The following is a 17,459-nucleotide window of genomic DNA, read 5'->3' as shown; positions in this document are numbered from 1 at the left end:
TTTACTACAAGAGAGCGAAGTATTCCACTTGTAATATTGTAAATTCTCTCAAGCTCTGCGGGGAATTCCACGCCGGATGAGAAATTAATCAGCACATAATAACCCTCGGTTTTGTAGTCGATAGGATAAGCCAAACGTCTTTTTCCCCATTCATCTACACTTTCAAGAGTACCGTTTGCTGATATAAGATCTGTAAACTTTGCGATTGTTGCTTTGATTTCTTCCTCTGTTAAAGCAGCATCGATTACCATTACAGTCTCATAATTATGGATTATCTTTTCCATTCTTTCAGCACCTCCTTTTGGACTAATGACTCTTTTTACAAGAGCAAGGATTTTTAAATTATACTATATAAAAAGCAAAAAGTCAAGAGAATTAATAAAATTAAAGGTCGTTTTTTAATAAATCCTCGTAGCTTTCTCTTTTTACTGCTATTTTTTCTTCTCCGTTATTTACCATTATAACTGGAGGCTTGGGATTTCTGTTATAGTGGGACGCCATTGAATAATTGTATGCGCCTGTTGCCAAAACAGCAATTATATCGCCCTTTTCAGCCTCCTGCATAGGCATATCCTCTCCTATCAGGTCTCCGCTTTCACAGCATTTTCCCGCAAGTGTATATACCTTTGTTTTTTCCTGTGAAGCTTTATTGGCAACTAACGCTGTATACTGTGCTTTATACAGGGCATAACGGGGGTTGTCAAACATTCCGCCGTCAACCGACACATAGGTTCTGTAGCCTTCTATTTCTTTAACATTTCCAACTGTATACAAAGTTGTTCCTGCAAGCGCTACAATGCTTCTTCCCGGCTCCATAAGAACAAAGGGCATTTCTAAATTATTCTCTGCACACGCTTTTTTCAGTTCATCTGAAACTGCTTTTATAAAAGCATCATAGCTTTCGTGCTTATCCTCTTCTACGTATCTTATTCCAAAGCCGCCGCCGAGATTAAGCTCCTTTACTATAAGTCCAAGTTCATCTTTAAGCTTCTTTGCAAACTCTGTCATAACTCTTGCGGCAAGAACAAAAGGCTCTATATCAAAAATCTGAGAGCCTATATGACAGTGTATTCCCACAAACTCTACATTTTTATATTCTTTTGTTTTTTTGCATATTTCAAAAGCTTCGCCGTTTTCAAGCGCAACTCCGAATTTTGAATCTATCTGTCCTGTTTTAACAAAATCGTGAGTATGAGCATCTATTCCAGGTTTTATTCTGAAAAGAATTTTAGCCTTTTTGTTATGCCTTTCACAAACGCTGTTCAAAAGCTCAAGCTCGCTTAAATTATCCACAACTATTCTGCCTATATCGGCTAAAACTGCGCTTTCAAGTTCCTGTTCGGTTTTATTGTTGCCGTGAAAATAAAGCTTCTTAGCAGGAAAACCTGCTTTCAAGGCTGTATATAGTTCTCCGCCCGATACTACATCTGCTCCAAGTCCCTCGCTGTTCAAGATATTATACATATATTTACAGCAAAAAGCCTTACTTGCATATAATATCATTCCGTTACCGCCGTAATACTTATCCATAGCATTTTTATATTCACGGCATTTTTTTCTAATCAGCTCTTCATCCATAACATAAAGCGGTGTACCGTATTTTCTCGCAAGTTCTACGGCATCGGATTTTCCTATTGTAAGATTACCGCTTTCATTTATTCCTAAATTTTCACTTATAAACATATTTTTCACTTCCTGTATTCTACTGTACATTTTCAAGCTCAGCTATATCCTCTATTATTTTTAACATTTGCTCTCTTCCCTTTCCGTTTAAGGAAGAAAAATGAATAATTTCGGAGATATCTTCTATTCCGAGCTTTTCTGCTATCATTTGTGTATTTTCTGTAAGCTGTTTTTGGGAAAGCTTGTCGCATTTTGTAAGCACAACGATATACTCAAGTCCTGTTGCATCAAGAAACTCTTTCATTATTATATCAAATCTCGTTGGCTCGTGTCTTGAATCCACAAGCAAAAACACCTGGTCTATTCTTCTTTCGGAATTAAAATAGCCCTCAATCAGAAGCGACCAATTTTCCTTTTCCTTATCTGATTTTTTTGCGTATCCGTATCCTGGCAAATCAACTAAAAAAACCTTTTGGTCAATATTGTAAAAATTGATGCTTGCTGTTTTTCCCGGAGTTGCGCTTGTACGTGCTATTCCTTTTCTGTTAAGAATTTTATTTATCATAGAGGATTTTCCAACATTGGAACGCCCTGCAAATACGATTTCCGCCTTTTGAAGCAAAGGCAGCTTTCTTATATCAAAAACAGATGTATGAAAAGAAGCATTATGAAAATTCACGCTATTGCACCAGCCTTTCACGTGTAAAGTTGTTTTCCTTTACATCGTGTGTAAGTACTAATTCCTCTTTCTTTTTACATATTACAAAATCAAAAACCTCACTCACATCAGAAACGGGGATAAAATTAAGTCCTTTTCTGACAGTCTGATCTATGTCCTGTAAATCTGATACATTTTTCTCGGGAATAATTACATTTTTTATACCTAATTTATATGCCGCCATAGTTTTCTCTTTAAGTCCGCCTATGGGAAGCACTCTGCCTCTTAGGGTTATTTCTCCCGTCATAGCAGTATCGCCTCTGACTGCACGTCCTGTAAAAGCAGACAAAACAGCACTTGCTATAGTTATTCCCGCAGAGGGACCGTCCTTGGGAACAGCGCCTTCGGGCACGTGTATATGAATATCCTTGTTTTTATAAAACTCTTTTTCCACTCCGAGCTTTTCGGCATTGGCACGAATGTAGCTTACCGCTGCCCTTGCAGACTCTTTCATAACATCTCCCAAAGAGCCTGTCAGCTCGATTTTGCCTGTACCCTCCATAACGTTTACCTCTATTTCAAGAGTTTCTCCGCCTACTGAGGTATACGCTAAGCCTGTAGCAACTCCAACAGAGCCTTTTTCGTTAAGCTTATCGGGCTTATATCTCGGTGAGCCTAAAAATTGTTCCAAATTATTGGGTGTTATTTTAATTTGTTTTTTACCCGTAACTATCTGTTTGGCTGCCTTTCTGCAAAGCTTGTTTATCTGTCTTTCAAGCTCACGCACGCCCGATTCTCTTGTATAGGAATCAATAACTATCGGCAATACATCTGCATCGATTTTAAGCTTTGTTTTATTAAGTCCGTTTTTCTTTAGCTGTTTAGGCACAAGATAGTCTATTGCAATTTGCAGCTTTTCATTATTTGTATAGCTGTTAAGCTCAATTATCTCCATTCTGTCAAGTAGCGGCTTGGGAATGGTATCAATTGTATTAGCTGTTGTTATAAACAGTACATCGCTTAAATCATAGGGTAATTCAAGATAATGGTCTCTGAAATTTTTGTTTTGCTCAGGGTCAAGCACTTCCAGTAATGCAGAGGAAGGGTCTCCCTTATAGTCATTTCCGAGCTTATCTATTTCATCAAGCAATATAACAGGATTTGAGCTTTTAGCAAGCTTTAAAGCATTTATTATTCTTCCGGGCATCGAGCCTATGTAGGTTTTTCTGTGGCCTCTGATTTCTGCCTCATCTCTTACTCCGCCCAAAGAAATTCTTGCAAATTTTCTGCCTGTTGCTCTTGCGACGCTTGTTGCTATAGAGGTCTTACCAACTCCGGGAGGTCCTACAAGACATAAAATTTGTCCCGATAAATTTCCTGTAAGCTGTTTAACACTTAAAAACTCTATTATTCTTTCTTTAACGTCAAAAAGTCCGTAATGGTCCTTATCAAGAATTTCCTGAGCCTTTATAATATCACTTGTTTCTTTAGTCTTATATCCCCAAGGAAGCTCTAAGCAGGTTTCTAAATAAGTTCTTATAACCGATGACTCCTGTGAAGCAAAGGGAAGCTTTTCAAATCTTTCTACCTCTTTTATTAGCTTTTCCGTACATTCCTCAGGCATTTTTGTAGAATAAATCTTCTCGTAATATTCCTCTGCTTGCTCATAAACGCTGTCGCCCTCTCCCAATTCGGATTGTAACGCTTTTATTTGCTCACGCATATAATACTCTCTTTGATTTTGCTCCATTTGCTCGTGGACTCTTATTCCTATTTCCCGTTCAATAGCCAAAATCTGAGTTTCTTCATTTAAAAGCTTTATTGTTAGCTCTAATCTTTTTAAAGGATTAAGACACTCCAAAGCCTTTTGCTTTGCATCATATTTAAGAGGAGTATTGGCAAGCATAAAATCTGCTAAACGCCCCGGCTCTGTCTCGGTAATGACCTTCATCAAAAATTCAGAAGGTACTTTAGGCATTACCTGCGCATAGCTGTCAAAGGCTTCCTGAGCCTGTCTTATCATAGCTTCTGTTTCAAAAATATCGTAATCGCTTTTTTCGTCTTCCAATATTTCGATTTCTGCTTCAAGATAAGGCTCTGCTTTAAGCGCATTTATCATACGTCCCCTTGCGAGTCCTTCGATCATAACCTTTACTACATTTGGCTGTGCTTTTAAAACCTGCTTTATCTTTGCTATTGTTCCTATGGAATATAGATTGGAAAACTCAGGCTCTGTATCTGTTATTTTTTGTTGTGTGACAATAAATACCGTCTGTTCAAAATTCATAGCTGCTTCAATGGCAAGAATTGATTTTTTTCTTATTACTTCAAAATGAAGCGCTGAATTCGGCATTGCCGTTAAGCCTCTTAGTGCAAGCACCGGCAAAGTTAATATATCATTTGTATTTTCTTTCAAAAGGGTATCCTCCTATTTTTTTAACAAATCACGATGGTATTTTGCTGAAGCTATATTTTCATATATTACTTTTCTGTCATAATATTCCTCTCTGAAGGAAACTTCTTTACCTATGTTTCCAAAATCAAGTAAATCAAAGCCTTCGGAAAGTATATCGTATTTTATCCCTGCGCTGTTTAAAACAGTAAGCGCAAAATCTCTGAAGGATGCTACCCTTTCCTCTTCCTTATAGGTTAATTTATCGGGAGTTATTATAAAGGTAGGCACCAATTCAAAATGCTTATTATTAAGCACATATGAGCTCATTGCATATTCCTCTTCGTTTATTCCTGAACAATGGTCTCCGAAAATATAAAAATATGAATTCGGATATTTTTCCAAAGCCTCTGTTACAAATTTCTCTATACAGCTGTCCACATATTTAATTGAATTAAAATAATTATTAACCTCTGAATTTAATATGTCGGGAAAATAATCCGTATCATCTATTTTCGAAATATTTGTATAAGGCTCGTGACTTGTCATTGTTATAATGTGAGCGAAAAACGGTCCTTTTTCATTTTCAAGCTTTTTAAACGCAGCATCAAATAAATCTCCGTCAGATGCGCCCCAGCCTTTTTCCTCAAGCTCAAGCTCTTTTATACCGAAAAAGCTATCATATCCCATTTTTGCATAAGCTTCATCTCTTGTAAAAAAGTCTGCCTCGTTTGAATGAAAAGCATAGGTTGCATATCCTGAAGCCTTCAAATCGTGCACAAAAGAATTGGAAAAATCAAAGCTTTTTAATTTAATAGCAGGAAATCCTGCAATTGCCTCTACACCGTTAAGAGTGGAAAATTCACAGTCAGACGTGCCGCCGCCTAAATGATAGCTTAAGGTATAGGGATAATACACGCTTTTTTCTCTCAAGGAAGCTAAAAACGGCGCCACATATTCCCCGTTATATTTTTCATATATAATTCCTGCATCAAGGGACTCAACCTGTATATAAAATATATTAGGAAATTCTTCTTTTGTTTGTTCAGAGGAATAGGGCTTTCCGAATTTGACTTTTTCGACTCTTTCCTCTTCATTTGTATTGGTAAAAACATTTATAACTTCATTGACAACCGTACCGTAACGCTTTACTAATACAGTTTCGGAATTGATAGCAGCCGGCTCTGCTTTTTCCACAAGGCTTTTATTTGCATCGTAATATATTTCCGAAAAGATAAAAACAAGTACCGCTATTACAGAAACTAAAATTGCGGGAAGAAGTAAAGGCTGTTTGATTTTTTTAACAAAATTATATTTAATAATAATATAGATAAACAAAGGAAGGTCAATAAATATTAAAATCATTTCAATTCCCACAGGAATCATAAGGTTTGCAGTCATAGTAAAACCTTCGCTAAGCAGGAATATCCATTGAAAAATGTGCAAATAACTGTAAAAATAAAGATAATATGCAAGATTTGCAAAAATATAAGCAGTTTGAAGAATATACGCACTTAGAAATATCCATCTCTTTTTAAAGTTTAAAAAAAGATAAAGAAAAAAGGCAGAAAAAGGAATAGACAAAATAAGCTTATAAATAAAATCCCAAAGCCTTCCCAAGTCACCTAAAAGAACAAAATTAAAAAGAGAAACCTTTACAGCATTAAGAACAACAAAAGCCACGAGCAACACAAAGCTGATACGGTTTTGCTTATCATTTATTAAATTTTTATAATTTGAAAAACAGCTTGCCATTTTTTATTCTGTTTTCTCCTTTAAAAATGCAATATTTATCAAAAACAACATTAGCCCATATTAATTTATACATTATACTATATATTTTAAGATATTACAAGGTTATTTTAAAAATAAAAGGCTTGATTTTATTAATTTTTTGTGGTATAATATGCGTAGCGAAGGTAGAGCGGGATCAATTTCCCGCTCTATTATTTGTGTAAAAAGCATTTTTTAGTGAAAGGACGGCAAAAAGCAATTGAATAAATCTCAATCTAAAAACAATCCGTCAGCTGTTGCACAGCTTATTGAACCTATAGTGGAAGATTTAGGTCTTGAACTGTGGGATGTTGAGTACGTAAAAGAAGGCTCTTTGCAAATTCTTCGTATTTATATTGACAAGGACGAAGGTATTTCCACTGATGACTGTGAGGCTGTCAGCAGAGCTGTTGACCCAATTATAGAAAAAGCCAATCTTTTCGGAGATTGCGACTATCTTGAGGTTTCCTCCCCCGGTCTTGAGAGAGCGCTTGTCAAACCTTCTCACTTTGAAAAATATCTTTCAAGCAAGGTTACCGTTAAGCTCTATGCTCCCATAAACAGTTCAAAAAGCATAGAGGGTATTCTGGTAAGCTATAATAACGGAGCTATAACAATAAACCCAAGTGGTTGCTGCATAACGCTTGAAAAAGACAAATATTCAAAAGTAAATCTTAAATACGATTTTTAATACGTTTAACATTTATTAAAATAAACTATATTATAATTTGGAGGAATATAAAAAAATGAATTCTGAACTATTTGAAGCTCTTGACTTATTGCAAAAGGAAAAAGGTATTCCCAAGGACTATATGATTGAAAAAATCAAAGCTGCTATTATTGCGGCAATAAAGCGTGACCAAGGAATAAGCGCTGAAAACGTTAAGGCTGAAATAAATCCCGAAACCAATACTATGAGATTTTACACCGTTAAAGAGGTTGTTGAAGAGGTCGAAAATCCTCAGACACAGATTTCATTAGAGCAGGCAAAGGCTATCAGCAGAAGAAATAAGCTCGGCAGCATTATTGAGCTTAATATCGAAACAAAGAATTTCGGAAGAATAGCAGCAAAAATAGGTAAAAACGTTATTATTCAAGCTATCAACGAAGCTATCAACGGCTCTCTTGTTCAAGAGTTTGAAGGCAAGCAAAACGAAATTCTTACTGCTGTTGTTAATCAGGTTGACCGTACAAACGGAATAGTTTCTTTACAGATTGACCGCCACGAGCTTATGCTTAAGCCCAATGAGCAAATTCCCGGCGAGCGTTTCAACGAGGGTGACAGAATTAAAGTTTACGTTGATAAAATAAAAGAAAGAGAAAACCAGAAAGGCAACAGCTACGAGGTTGTAGTTTCCCGTTCTCACCCGGGTCTCGTACGCCGTTTGTTTGAGCTTGAGGTTCCCGAAATTGCTCAGGGCACTGTTGAAATTATGTCAATTGCCCGTGAAGCAGGCTCAAGAACAAAAATTTCCGTTATGTCTACTGACCCTGATGTTGATCCCATAGGCGCTTGCATCGGTGCAAGACGTTCAAGAATCGAACGTATACTTTCTGAGCTTAAAAACGAAAAAATTGACATAATAAGATACAGCGATGACCCTGCAAAATACATCGCAGAGGCTCTCTCCCCTGCTAAAATAACAGACGTTGAGGTTGACGTTGAAAACAAAGCCTGCCGTGCTATTGTTCCCTCCGATCAGCTTTCCTTAGCAATCGGAAGAGAAGGTCAGAATGCAAGACTTTCAGCTAAGCTTACAGGTTGGAAAATCGACATAAAATCTGTAGATTGATTTGAATTTTATTAAAAAACAGGAAAGGTGCAGTATGCTTTATAAAGCGTACTATGCGTAATGATTATTATGAAGCTTAAAAAAATTCCTTTGCGACACTGTATGGGTTGTAATGAAGAAAAACCCAAAAACGAGCTTATAAGAGTTGTCAGGTCTCCCGAGGGTGAAATCTCCATTGACCTCAGCGGAAAGAAATCCGGCAGAGGCGCATATATCTGCAAGGATATACAGTGTCTTCAAAAAGCAATTAAATCAAAGCGTATAGATAGATCCTTATCCTGTACCATTGATAACGAGATTTATCAAAGAATGGAGGCTGAGCTTTCTGAAAATCAGTAATTTATCAGGAAATATCGGACTTTGCAGAAAAGCCGGAAAGCTTATAATTGGTGCTGCTGAGGTTAAAGAAGGCATTATTTCAAAAAAAGTTAAAATTATTCTTCTTGCATCTGATGCAGCTGAAAATACAGCAAGTATGATTGAAAGAAATGCTCAAATGTATAATATTCCGCTTGTTAAGCTTCCTTTGAGCAAGAAACAGTTAGGACACGCAATAGGAATGAAAGACGTTGCTGTTACAGGAATTATTGACAGCGGTTTTGCAAAAAGCTTTTCCAACATTGAAATTTAGAAAAGGAGATACGAGTATGGCAATAGATTTTAAATACAGAGTACACGAAGTAAGTAAAGATTTAGGATTACAGAATAAAGATATATCAGAGGTTCTGAAAAAATATGCTACAGAGCCTAAAAATCATATGACAGCTCTCACAGACGAAGAGCTTGACATTGTTTTTGATTACTTTACTCAGAAAAACGCTTTATCCTCATTAGCTGAATTCTTTGCCGCTGCAGCTGCTGCAGAACAAGAAAAGAAAAAGAAAGAGGAAGAAGCAGAGGCTGCAGAGAAAAAGGCTAAAGCAAAAGAAAAGGCTTCTAAGGCAAAAGGCTCTGAAAAAGAACAGGAAGACGAAAAAGAGGTTCATTACGAAAAAACTCTTATTCCCGAAAAGAAGGAAGACAGAGTCAGATACGTTGACACAAGAACATCAAACGTTGACCTTTCTAAATTTGATGACAGAATTGAAGACCTTATTCCCGAAAAAGCTGTTTCAGATAACAGCGTTAAGATGCAAAAGCTAAAGAAAAACACATCTCGAAACAAGATATCTCAGAAGCAGCGTGAAGAAGAAGCCGAGAAAATGAAGAAATTAGCTGCTGAAAAAGCTAAAAAGCCTCAGCTTAAGCTTGTTCTTCCCGAAGAAATTGCAGTATGCGACTTAGCTTCAAAGCTAAAGGTTACAAACGCTGAAGTAGTTAAAAAGCTTATGCTTCTTGGTGTAATGGCTTCTGCTTCTCAGGTAATTGACTATGATACTGCCTTTTTAGTTGCTGAGGATTTCGGCGCAAAGGTTGAAAAAGAAGTTATTATTACTATTGAGGACAGACTTATTGACGACAGTGAAGACGATGCAGAAAGCTTAAAGCCCAGAGCTCCTATCGTTGTTGTTATGGGTCACGTTGACCACGGTAAAACCTCCCTTTTGGATGCTATCAGACACGCTAACGTTACAGCTTCCGAAGCAGGTGGAATTACTCAGCACATAGGCGCATATAGAGTTAACGTAGGCGACCGTGAAATAACCTTCCTTGATACCCCCGGTCACGCCGCTTTTACAGCTATGCGTGCAAGAGGTGCTCAGGTAACAGATATCGCAATTCTTGTTGTTGCTGCCGATGACGGAATTATGCCTCAGACAATAGAGGCTATAAATCACGCTAAAGCTGCAGGCGTAAGCATTATAGTTGCAATAAATAAAATTGATAAAGATACCGCTAATCCCGACAGAGTTAAGCAAGAGCTTACAGAGCACGGTCTTGTTGCTGAGGAATGGGGCGGAGATACAATTTGTGTTCCCGTTTCTGCTCTTAAGAGAGAAGGTATTGACAATCTGCTTGAAATGGTAACTCTTGTTGCTGATATGAAGGAGCTTAAGGCTAACCCTGACAGACTTGCAAAGGGTACTGTTATAGAAGCTAAGCTTGATAAGGGCAGAGGCCCCGTTGCTACTATCCTTGTTCAAAACGGTACTTTGAAAACCGGTGATATTATAATTGCAGGTACTGCTGTCGGCAGAGTCAGAGTTATGATAGATGACAAGGGTGAAAGAGTAAAAAGCGCTTATCCCTCTATGCCTGTTGAGATTGTCGGTCTTGCAGAGGTTCCCGATGCAGGCGATGTATTCCACAGTGTAGAAAACGAGAAAATGGCACGTGAGGTTGTTGAACAGAGAAAGCATAAGCTCAAGGAAGAACAGTTCAACGCTGCCAATAAAGTTTCTCTTGACGATTTATTTGCTCAAATTCAAGCCGGTGAGGTTAAGCATCTCAACATAATTGTCAAGGCTGACGTTCAAGGCTCTGTTGAAGCTATTAAGCAATCTCTTGAAAAGCTTTCTAACGATGAGGTTAAGGTTCACGTTATCCACGGCGGCGTTGGCGGAATAACAGAGTCCGATATAATGCTTGCTACCGCTTCCGGTGCTATTGTAGTAGGCTTTAACGTACGTCCCGACAAGTCTGCTGTTGACTCCGCTGCCAACAACGAAATCGAAATCCGTCTTTACAGAATTATTTATGACTGTCTTGAAGAAATGCAGGCAGCTATGAAGGGTATGCTTGCTCCTAAATATAAAGAAGCTGTTATAGGACACGCTCAGGTAAGACAGACAATTAAAATTTCCGGCGTAGGAACAATTGCCGGCTGCTATGTTCAGGACGGTAAAATCTTAAGAAGCTCTTCTGTAAGACTTATTCGTGACAGCATTGTTGTTTACGAAGGCTCTTTGGCTTCCTTAAAGAGATTTAAAGATGATGCAAAGGAAGTAAACGAAGGCTACGAATGTGGTATAGGACTTGAAAAATTCAACGATATTAAAGAAAATGATATTATTGAAGCATATATAATGGAAGAAATAAAACAATAATATCAAAAGATAAATAAATTATGAAAGGCGGTCTTTTATATGGCTAATCACAGACAGGAGAGAATAAATGAAGATGCAAAGCGTGCTATTTCCGAAATTGTCCGTGAGCTTAAAGACCCTCGCATCCCTACAATGTGTACTGTAACTGCTGTTCACATTACTCCCGACCTTAAATTTGCAAAGGTTTTTGTCAGTATTCTTGATTCTCAGGAGGTACAACAAAAGGCAATCAAGGCTCTTGTAAGTGCTTCAGGATATGTAAGACGTGAGCTTGCCCATAAAATAGATTTAAGAAACACTCCTCAGATAAATTTTGTTCTTGATAATTCCATTGAACACGGAACCCATATTGCAAAACTTATAAATCAAGTATGCAAGGATTCTGACGAATAATTCTCGCAGAAAGGACTGATTGACGGTGTTAAAGAAAATAGCACAGCTTATTAAAAGCTTTGACAATATAATGATTATATGTCATATCCGCGCCGACGGAGATACATTAGGCAGTGCGTATGCTCTTAAAGAAGCGCTTGAAAACCTCAACAAAAAGGTTTGTGTTGCCTGCGACACTCCCATTACGCCTAAATATCAATATATTACAAACGGGGTTTCTCAGCTTTTGCCTGAATTTGACCCTGAGCATGTTATATGCGTTGACGTGGCAACTGAAAAGCTTATTGGTGAATCTTTATCGGGCTTTTTAGACAGAGTTGATGTTGTAATTGACCACCATCCAACCAATTCTCTTTACGGAAAAGAAAACTATGTCGAAGCTGATAAGGGTGCAACAGGTGAAATAATTTATAAGCTTATCAAAGAAATGGGCTGTGAAATAACTCCTAAAATTGCCGAGTATATTTACATAGCCATATCTACCGATACAGGCTGCTTCAGATATTCAAACACAACTGCCGAATCCTTACGCACAACTGCTGAGTTATACGAGTTCGGTATTCCCGCCTCTGAAATCAACAGACGCTTTTTTGAAACAACCACAAAAAACAATATCGCACTTCAAAAAATGATTTTTGACAGGATTCATTTTTACAGACAGGGTACTATTGCCTTTTTAATAATAAGCCTTGATATGATAGAAAAAACAGGCGTAAACGAAGATGACGTTGAGTCTATGACTGTTTATCCAAGACGTATTGAAGGTGTTGAGGTAGGAATAGTAATGCGTGAAATCGAAGTAAACAAATATAAGGTTTCCGCCCGTTCAAACGACTATATTGATGTATCTAAAATCTGCCAGAAATACGGCGGCGGCGGACATATTAAAGCTGCAGGCTGTACCATAGCGGGAGACCCTTTAGATATAGAGCGTGATTTAGCTACCGATATTATTGAAGCCTTTGAAGAAAGCCAAGAAAACAACTGAAAGGAAATTCCGAAATGACGGGAATTTTACCAATTGATAAGCCGACATCTATAACCTCCCATACGGTAACGTCTAATATAAAAAGACTTACAGGAGAAAAATGCGGACACAGCGGAACTCTTGACCCTATGGCTACGGGAGTTTTACCTGTTTTAGTGGGCAGTGCTACAAGACTTGCGGATTTTCTTGCTACTGATAAGCAATATATTGCTCATATACAATTGGGAACGCTTACCGATACAGGCGATATTACGGGCAACGTTATAGAAAATGCTGACTTTTCCCATATAACAAAGGATGACCTTTTAAACGCTATAAAAACATTTAAAGGACAAATACAGCAGACTCCCCCGCTTTATTCGGCAATAAAGGTAAACGGACAAAAGCTTTGCGATATTGCAAGAAAAGGCTTAAGTGCTGATATTCCTTCAAGAATTATAACGATATATAAAATTGAGCTTTTGGACTATGATGCTTCAAAAGGTATTTTCTCCCTTTTAGTTGACTGCTCCAAAGGTACATATATACGCACTTTAGCACAGGATATCGGTCAAAAGCTTTCTACTGTTGCCACTTTATCTGCCCTTCAAAGAACAGTATCCTGCAATATAGGAATTGACAAATGTATATCACTTGACAAGGCAAAGACCTTGTCAGCTGACGATTTAGGAAAATATTTAATTACTCCGGAAGAATATTTTTCTTATTTACCTAAAATAATATTAAAAGAAAATGCTGTTAAATACTACTCAAACGGCGGTGCAATCGCATTAAACAGAACAATTTTCGAAGCTGATTGCGACCTTTACTGTTGCTATAATCCCGACGGCATTTTCTTAGGTCTTTGCAAAAACAGCGAAGGCTCTGTAAAAGCTATTTGGAGTCAAAAATAATCTGCTTTTCACGAAAGGTGCTTGTCGCACATATGAAAATATTTAACAATATTGAAAATTATAAAAGCAGCGGCGAAGCGGTAATTGCGCTTGGCTTTTTTGACGGTGTCCATATGGGACACAGAAGCGTTTTAGAGCGTGCAAAAAAAATTGCTTCTGAGAAATCTCTTAGATGTATTGCCCTCACTTTTGACAAGTGTGCTTCAAACGTTATTTCAGGCAAAACAGTTACACCCATTATTACAAGCAATAACGAAAAAGCTTATCGTATTTCCGAATTAGGAATTGATGAGCTTGTTTTTATACCCTTTTTGCAAATAAAAGACCTATCCCCCGATGAGTTTTTCAAAAAAATACTTATTGACATCTTTCACGGAAAGCATTTTGTATGCGGTGAAAATTATACCTTTGGCGCTAAAAAGCAAGGAAACATTCAGACTCTTGCAAAGCTTTGTCAAGACCTTGACTGCGATTTTACTACTGTAAGTCCCGTCTTTTATGAAAATCAGCTTGTTTCCTCTACTAAAATACGTTCTCTTATTTCAAACGGAGAAATGGAGCTTGCAAACACTCTCCTTTGCTCCCCTTACAGCATTTGTTCAAAGGTGGAATGGGGGAAGCAGCTTGGACGTACTATCGGTGTACCTACCATTAACCAATTCTTTTTTAATGAAAGTATAATTCCAAAGCACGGCGTATACATCAGTAAAACAACGGTGGGAGAAAACGAATACCCTTCTATTTCAAATATCGGGCTTCGTCCTACGGTTGATTGCGATACTGCCGTCAATATTGAAACTCATATTATTAAGCACTATTTTGACCTTTACGATAAGGATATTAGAATTGAGCTTTATAAATATATTCGTCCCGAAATAAAATTTGATTCTCTTGACCAATTAAAAGAGCAAATTCAAAAGGACATTCTTCTTTCAAAACAATTTTTTAATTAAAACTGATTTAAGGATAAATACTATGCTTTATTTTGACAATCATATTCATACCGAATTTTCTTTTGACTCACAGGAAAAAATGGAAAACGCTTGTCTTTTTGCTTTGGATAAAAAAATGGGAGGCATCTCTTTTACCGACCATTTTGACTGCAATTATCCAAAAGAAGAAAGAATCAATCTCACTGAATACAAAAGAGCCTTTGATATATGTAAAGAAAAATTTCCAAATATTTATTTAGGTGTTGAAATTGCTCAGCCCTTTGAAAATGAAGAGCTTTACAAACAGGCTTTAAATTTTTGTGATTATGACATTATTCTAATGTCTTTACATAACAATCCACAATACGAAGATTTTTATTTTCTTGATTACTCCAAGCTAAACACAAGGGAATTACTCGAGCGCTATTTTGACATACTTTTAAAAATGGTTGAAACCTTTGATTTTGACGTTTTAACTCATTTAGACTATCCTTTCAGATATATCAGTTCTTTTTCAAATCAGCCTGATGTTGATGAATTTAACGAGCAAATTGATAAAATTCTTAAGGCTGTAATTGAAAAAAACAAGGTGATAGAGGTCAACACCTCAAATCTTTATAAAGGTATTATGCGCACTCTGCCCGAGTATTCAATTGTAGAAAGATATGCCGCTTTAGGCGGTAAGACAGTAAGCTTAGGCTCAGATGCTCACTGCGCTCAAAATATCGGAAATGGCTTTGAAAATGTTTTAACTGCTCTTAAGAAGTGCAAAATTGATAATATTTGCTTCTTTGAAAAACGAAACCGTATTGATGTTGAGATAAAATAATATAAAAATTGAGAATAAATAGAAATATACAGTACATAATTAATCTATATGAAAAGATTATTATGTGCTGTATTTTTTGTTTTTATTTTCACATTTACTGTAAATGCCGATAGCTTTACACTACCAACAAACGAAACAATAAACGGAAACCTTGTTAAAGCAGAAAATTTCATTGAATCCAATGGAATTATTAACGGCGATGGGATATTCTTTTGCAACACTCTTGATTTAAAAGGAAGCATTGAGCAAGATTTATTAGGTGCTTTCAGCACCGCCTCAATAAATGCAACGGTAGGGGGAAATTTAAGAGCAGTTGCAGGAGGTATCTTTTTATATGGGAAAATTTCAAAAAACGTTACCGTTGTAAGCGGACGTGTAAATCTTGAAAAAGCAAGCGTAATAGGAAGCAGCGCCTATATTTTAGCAGGAGATGTAATATTAAACGGAACAATAGAAAAAACAAGCTATATAAGTGCAAGAGAAATTATTATTAACGGAACTGTCAATGGTGACCTTTATGTTTATACAGGGGCAAAAGGAAAGCTTTATATAAATGAAACTGCAAAAATAAACGGCACTTTATACGTAAATGGAAATTACGCTTCTATTTCTCCTAAAGCTGAAATACGTCAAACGGTAAAAAAAGAAATCAAATCAAAAAATACAAATATGTTATTATTTGTTTTATCTCTTGTTATTTGCTTTGTTGTAATGAGTCTTTTGGCTATCCCCTACTATTTCATTTTCAAAAACAGAGAATGTAAATTTCCACGCTTTAAAAGTATCATAAGCTTTAGTTGGAAATTTATTTTATATTTATTGATTTCAGTTTTATTCTTAATTTTACTTTTAATTTTATCATTTATAATTTTGCCTTTTAAAATTTTTATTGCTGTTTTATCTGTTTTTATGGGTTCTTTTTTCTTTCTTTATTTATTTTCAATATTTCCCCTATCAAGATTACTTGGAAGCCTTATAACCCGTAAAAATGGCTATTTTTCAATGATTTTAGGCTTTTTTATAATATATTTTCTAATAAGCATTTTATATTTGGGGACAACTGTTGAGGTTTTATCGGTCATTTCTTTCATTTTTATATACACTTTATGTGTGCTGATATATATTTTAGGCTCGACAATGATTAAAACATCAATTTTTTCTGAATAATTTACTTTAACAGAGACAAACTATTATCAAACTTTTATAAGGAGTAGTCTTAATATGCTAATAGATAAAATCGCACTTATTTTAACCATAATCGGTGCTCTCAACTGGGGAAGCATTGGAATTTTCGGTTTTGACATAGTTGCTTTCTTTTTCGGAGGTCAGCTTTCTATAATAAGCCGTATAATTTATTCACTTGTGGGATTAGGCGGAATTTGGTGCATTTCTTTACTTTTCAAAAGAATAACAAACGATACACACGATTCTCACTAATTTTTACGAAAACATCCTCTTAGCAAATCATAAAACTATATATGTGTTTTATATAAAATCCGGCTGTCTGCAGTCGGATTTTATATTTTCGGTAAAACAAATTATTAACAAAACAATTTATTTTTTTAAAATATTTTTGTCGATATAAACTTTTTAGGACCAAAAAATGAAAAATAGTTAAAAAGATATTAATAATTGTTATACAAAAATAATGTTTTTGTTATATAATATAGACAAGGTAAGGGAATTTATTTTTAAACTGTTTTCAGGAACTGTTTTTTAGATCGCTTACTTTTTTATACTTTTTATTTTTTAAAACAAAAAAGTAGGTGAATTTTAGTGAATACCATTAATGAAAAAGAAGCTTCAGCTATTGTTGATGAATCAAATGGTTCTCAAGCTATTGAGCATTCAGATATTGAAAATTCAGTTGTTAAGCCTGCTGAGGAGTTATCTCCTGCTAAGCCTAAGGCAACTCTTCGTCATAAAATTTTCACTGCAATCGGTATTACCCTTTGCGTTATCTTTTGTTTACTGTTAGCTTGTAATCTCACTATTATAATAAAGGGCTCGCTCTATCCGGACAAACCACCGTCTGTACTTTCCATTACTCCGATGGTTGTTCTTTCAGGCTCTATGAAATCTATCCTTTCATAAAATCAAAACTTCTTCTTATAAATCCCGATTATTACAAGGGTTTTTGCTGAAAAAGTTTGGATTTCCTTTTGTAACTTTCGGGTTCGTATTCATTTGGTATTTCT

18 protein-coding genes are annotated in these 17,459 nt (G+C 36.1%); 13 read left to right on the top strand and 5 right to left on the bottom strand.

The window, feature by feature from the left end; genetic code table 11:
- The 5 genes from rpsF to E7480_07645 all read right to left on the bottom strand — a co-directional run.
- Positions 1-275: 30S ribosomal protein S6 (gene rpsF / locus E7480_07665; GenBank protein ID MBE6904469.1), on the bottom strand; the 275-nt coding region annotated here is incomplete at its 3' end.
- Positions 276-384: 109 nt separating this feature from the next.
- On the bottom strand, positions 385-1,683 hold the full coding sequence (lysA, locus tag E7480_07660) for a diaminopimelate decarboxylase (protein ID MBE6904468.1): 1,299 nt from the start codon (positions 1,681-1,683) through the stop codon (positions 385-387).
- A gap of 19 nt (positions 1,684-1,702) precedes the next feature.
- Positions 1,703-2,302: a YihA family ribosome biogenesis GTP-binding protein gene (locus E7480_07655; protein MBE6904467.1), complete on the bottom strand. Its 600-nt coding sequence runs from the start codon at positions 2,300-2,302 to the stop codon at positions 1,703-1,705.
- A 1-nt stretch (position 2,303) separates the two neighbouring features.
- Positions 2,304-4,634 carry an endopeptidase La gene (lon, locus tag E7480_07650; GenBank protein ID MBE6904466.1) on the bottom strand — a complete coding sequence of 777 codons (2,331 nt, stop codon included), beginning with the start codon at positions 4,632-4,634 and terminating at the stop codon, positions 2,304-2,306.
- A 75-nt stretch (positions 4,635-4,709) separates the two neighbouring features.
- Positions 4,710-6,428 carry a hypothetical protein gene (locus E7480_07645; protein ID MBE6904465.1) on the bottom strand — a complete coding sequence of 573 codons (1,719 nt, stop codon included), beginning with the start codon at positions 6,426-6,428 and terminating at the stop codon, positions 4,710-4,712.
- A 238-nt stretch (positions 6,429-6,666) separates the two neighbouring features.
- Here E7480_07645 and E7480_07640 point away from each other — a divergent pair, with 238 nt between their 5' ends.
- The 13 genes from E7480_07640 to E7480_07580 all read left to right on the top strand — a co-directional run bounded on the left by E7480_07640 (position 6,667) and on the right by E7480_07580 (position 17,355).
- A complete protein-coding gene (locus tag E7480_07640; protein MBE6904464.1) occupies positions 6,667-7,137 on the top strand; it encodes a ribosome maturation factor RimP in 471 nt (156 codons plus the stop codon).
- Between the two features lie 55 nt (positions 7,138-7,192).
- A complete protein-coding gene (gene nusA, locus E7480_07635; GenBank protein MBE6904463.1) occupies positions 7,193-8,239 on the top strand; it encodes a transcription termination/antitermination protein NusA in 1,047 nt (348 codons plus the stop codon).
- Positions 8,240-8,308: 69 nt separating this feature from the next.
- Entirely contained in the window at positions 8,309-8,578 is a 270-nt protein-coding gene (locus E7480_07630; protein MBE6904462.1) for a YlxR family protein, read from the top strand.
- On the top strand, positions 8,505-8,870 hold the full coding sequence (locus E7480_07625) for a 50S ribosomal protein L7ae (GenBank protein MBE6904461.1): 366 nt from the start codon (positions 8,505-8,507) through the stop codon (positions 8,868-8,870). Before E7480_07630 ends, E7480_07625 begins: the two co-directional genes overlap by 74 nt.
- A 16-nt stretch (positions 8,871-8,886) precedes the next feature.
- A complete protein-coding gene (infB, locus tag E7480_07620; GenBank protein ID MBE6904460.1) occupies positions 8,887-11,226 on the top strand; it encodes a translation initiation factor IF-2 in 2,340 nt (779 codons plus the stop codon).
- A gap of 39 nt (positions 11,227-11,265) precedes the next feature.
- On the top strand, positions 11,266-11,619 hold the full coding sequence (gene rbfA, locus E7480_07615; GenBank protein MBE6904459.1) for a 30S ribosome-binding factor RbfA: 354 nt from the start codon (positions 11,266-11,268) through the stop codon (positions 11,617-11,619).
- A 25-nt stretch (positions 11,620-11,644) separates the two neighbouring features.
- Positions 11,645-12,607 (top strand): bifunctional oligoribonuclease/PAP phosphatase NrnA, encoded by a 963-nt coding sequence (locus E7480_07610; protein ID MBE6904458.1) that lies wholly within the window; start codon positions 11,645-11,647, stop codon positions 12,605-12,607.
- A 14-nt stretch (positions 12,608-12,621) separates the two neighbouring features.
- On the top strand, positions 12,622-13,500 hold the full coding sequence (truB, locus tag E7480_07605) for a tRNA pseudouridine(55) synthase TruB (GenBank protein ID MBE6904457.1): 879 nt from the start codon (positions 12,622-12,624) through the stop codon (positions 13,498-13,500).
- Between the two features lie 32 nt (positions 13,501-13,532).
- Positions 13,533-14,453, top strand: a complete 921-nt coding sequence (locus E7480_07600; protein ID MBE6904456.1) for a bifunctional riboflavin kinase/FAD synthetase — start codon at positions 13,533-13,535, stop codon at positions 14,451-14,453.
- A gap of 22 nt (positions 14,454-14,475) precedes the next feature.
- The gene (locus E7480_07595; GenBank protein ID MBE6904455.1) at positions 14,476-15,261 is read left to right on the top strand and encodes a histidinol-phosphatase HisJ family protein; all 786 of its coding nucleotides are present in this window, start codon (positions 14,476-14,478) and stop codon (positions 15,259-15,261) included.
- Positions 15,262-15,309: 48 nt separating this feature from the next.
- Positions 15,310-16,428: a polymer-forming cytoskeletal protein gene (locus E7480_07590; protein MBE6904454.1), complete on the top strand. Its 1,119-nt coding sequence runs from the start codon at positions 15,310-15,312 to the stop codon at positions 16,426-16,428.
- Between the two features lie 54 nt (positions 16,429-16,482).
- Positions 16,483-16,698, top strand: a complete 216-nt coding sequence (locus E7480_07585; GenBank protein MBE6904453.1) for a DUF378 domain-containing protein — start codon at positions 16,483-16,485, stop codon at positions 16,696-16,698.
- A 339-nt stretch (positions 16,699-17,037) separates the two neighbouring features.
- On the top strand, positions 17,038-17,355 hold the full coding sequence (locus tag E7480_07580; GenBank protein MBE6904452.1) for a hypothetical protein: 318 nt from the start codon (positions 17,038-17,040) through the stop codon (positions 17,353-17,355).
- Positions 17,356-17,459: the final 104 nt, after the last annotated feature.

This window comes from Oscillospiraceae bacterium (assembly GCA_015067255.1).
Classification (GTDB): domain Bacteria; phylum Bacillota; class Clostridia; order Oscillospirales; family SIG519; genus SIG519.
Note: the sequence above shows the minus strand (reverse complement) of the source record. Positions and strands in the feature narration are given on the sequence as shown.

Bases quoted from the DNA above. Each gene is read 5' to 3' on its own strand.
- E7480_07585 (MBE6904453.1), top strand. From the start codon at position 16,483: ATGCTAATAGATAAAATCGCACTTATTTTAACCATAATCGGTGCTCTC.
- lysA (MBE6904468.1), bottom strand. From the start codon at position 1,683: ATGTTTATAAGTGAAAATTTAGGAATAAATGAAAGCGGTAATCTTACA.
- E7480_07590 (MBE6904454.1), top strand. From the start codon at position 15,310: ATGAAAAGATTATTATGTGCTGTATTTTTTGTTTTTATTTTCACATTT.
- E7480_07630 (MBE6904462.1), top strand. From the start codon at position 8,309: ATGAAGCTTAAAAAAATTCCTTTGCGACACTGTATGGGTTGTAATGAA.
- E7480_07595 (MBE6904455.1), top strand. From the start codon at position 14,476: ATGCTTTATTTTGACAATCATATTCATACCGAATTTTCTTTTGACTCA.
- rbfA (MBE6904459.1), top strand. From the start codon at position 11,266: ATGGCTAATCACAGACAGGAGAGAATAAATGAAGATGCAAAGCGTGCT.
- E7480_07645 (MBE6904465.1), bottom strand. From the start codon at position 6,428: ATGGCAAGCTGTTTTTCAAATTATAAAAATTTAATAAATGATAAGCAA.
- truB (MBE6904457.1), top strand. From the start codon at position 12,622: ATGACGGGAATTTTACCAATTGATAAGCCGACATCTATAACCTCCCAT.
- E7480_07600 (MBE6904456.1), top strand. From the start codon at position 13,533: ATGAAAATATTTAACAATATTGAAAATTATAAAAGCAGCGGCGAAGCG.
- lon (MBE6904466.1), bottom strand. From the start codon at position 4,634: ATGCCGAATTCAGCGCTTCATTTTGAAGTAATAAGAAAAAAATCAATT.
- infB (MBE6904460.1), top strand. From the start codon at position 8,887: ATGGCAATAGATTTTAAATACAGAGTACACGAAGTAAGTAAAGATTTA.
- nusA (MBE6904463.1), top strand. From the start codon at position 7,193: ATGAATTCTGAACTATTTGAAGCTCTTGACTTATTGCAAAAGGAAAAA.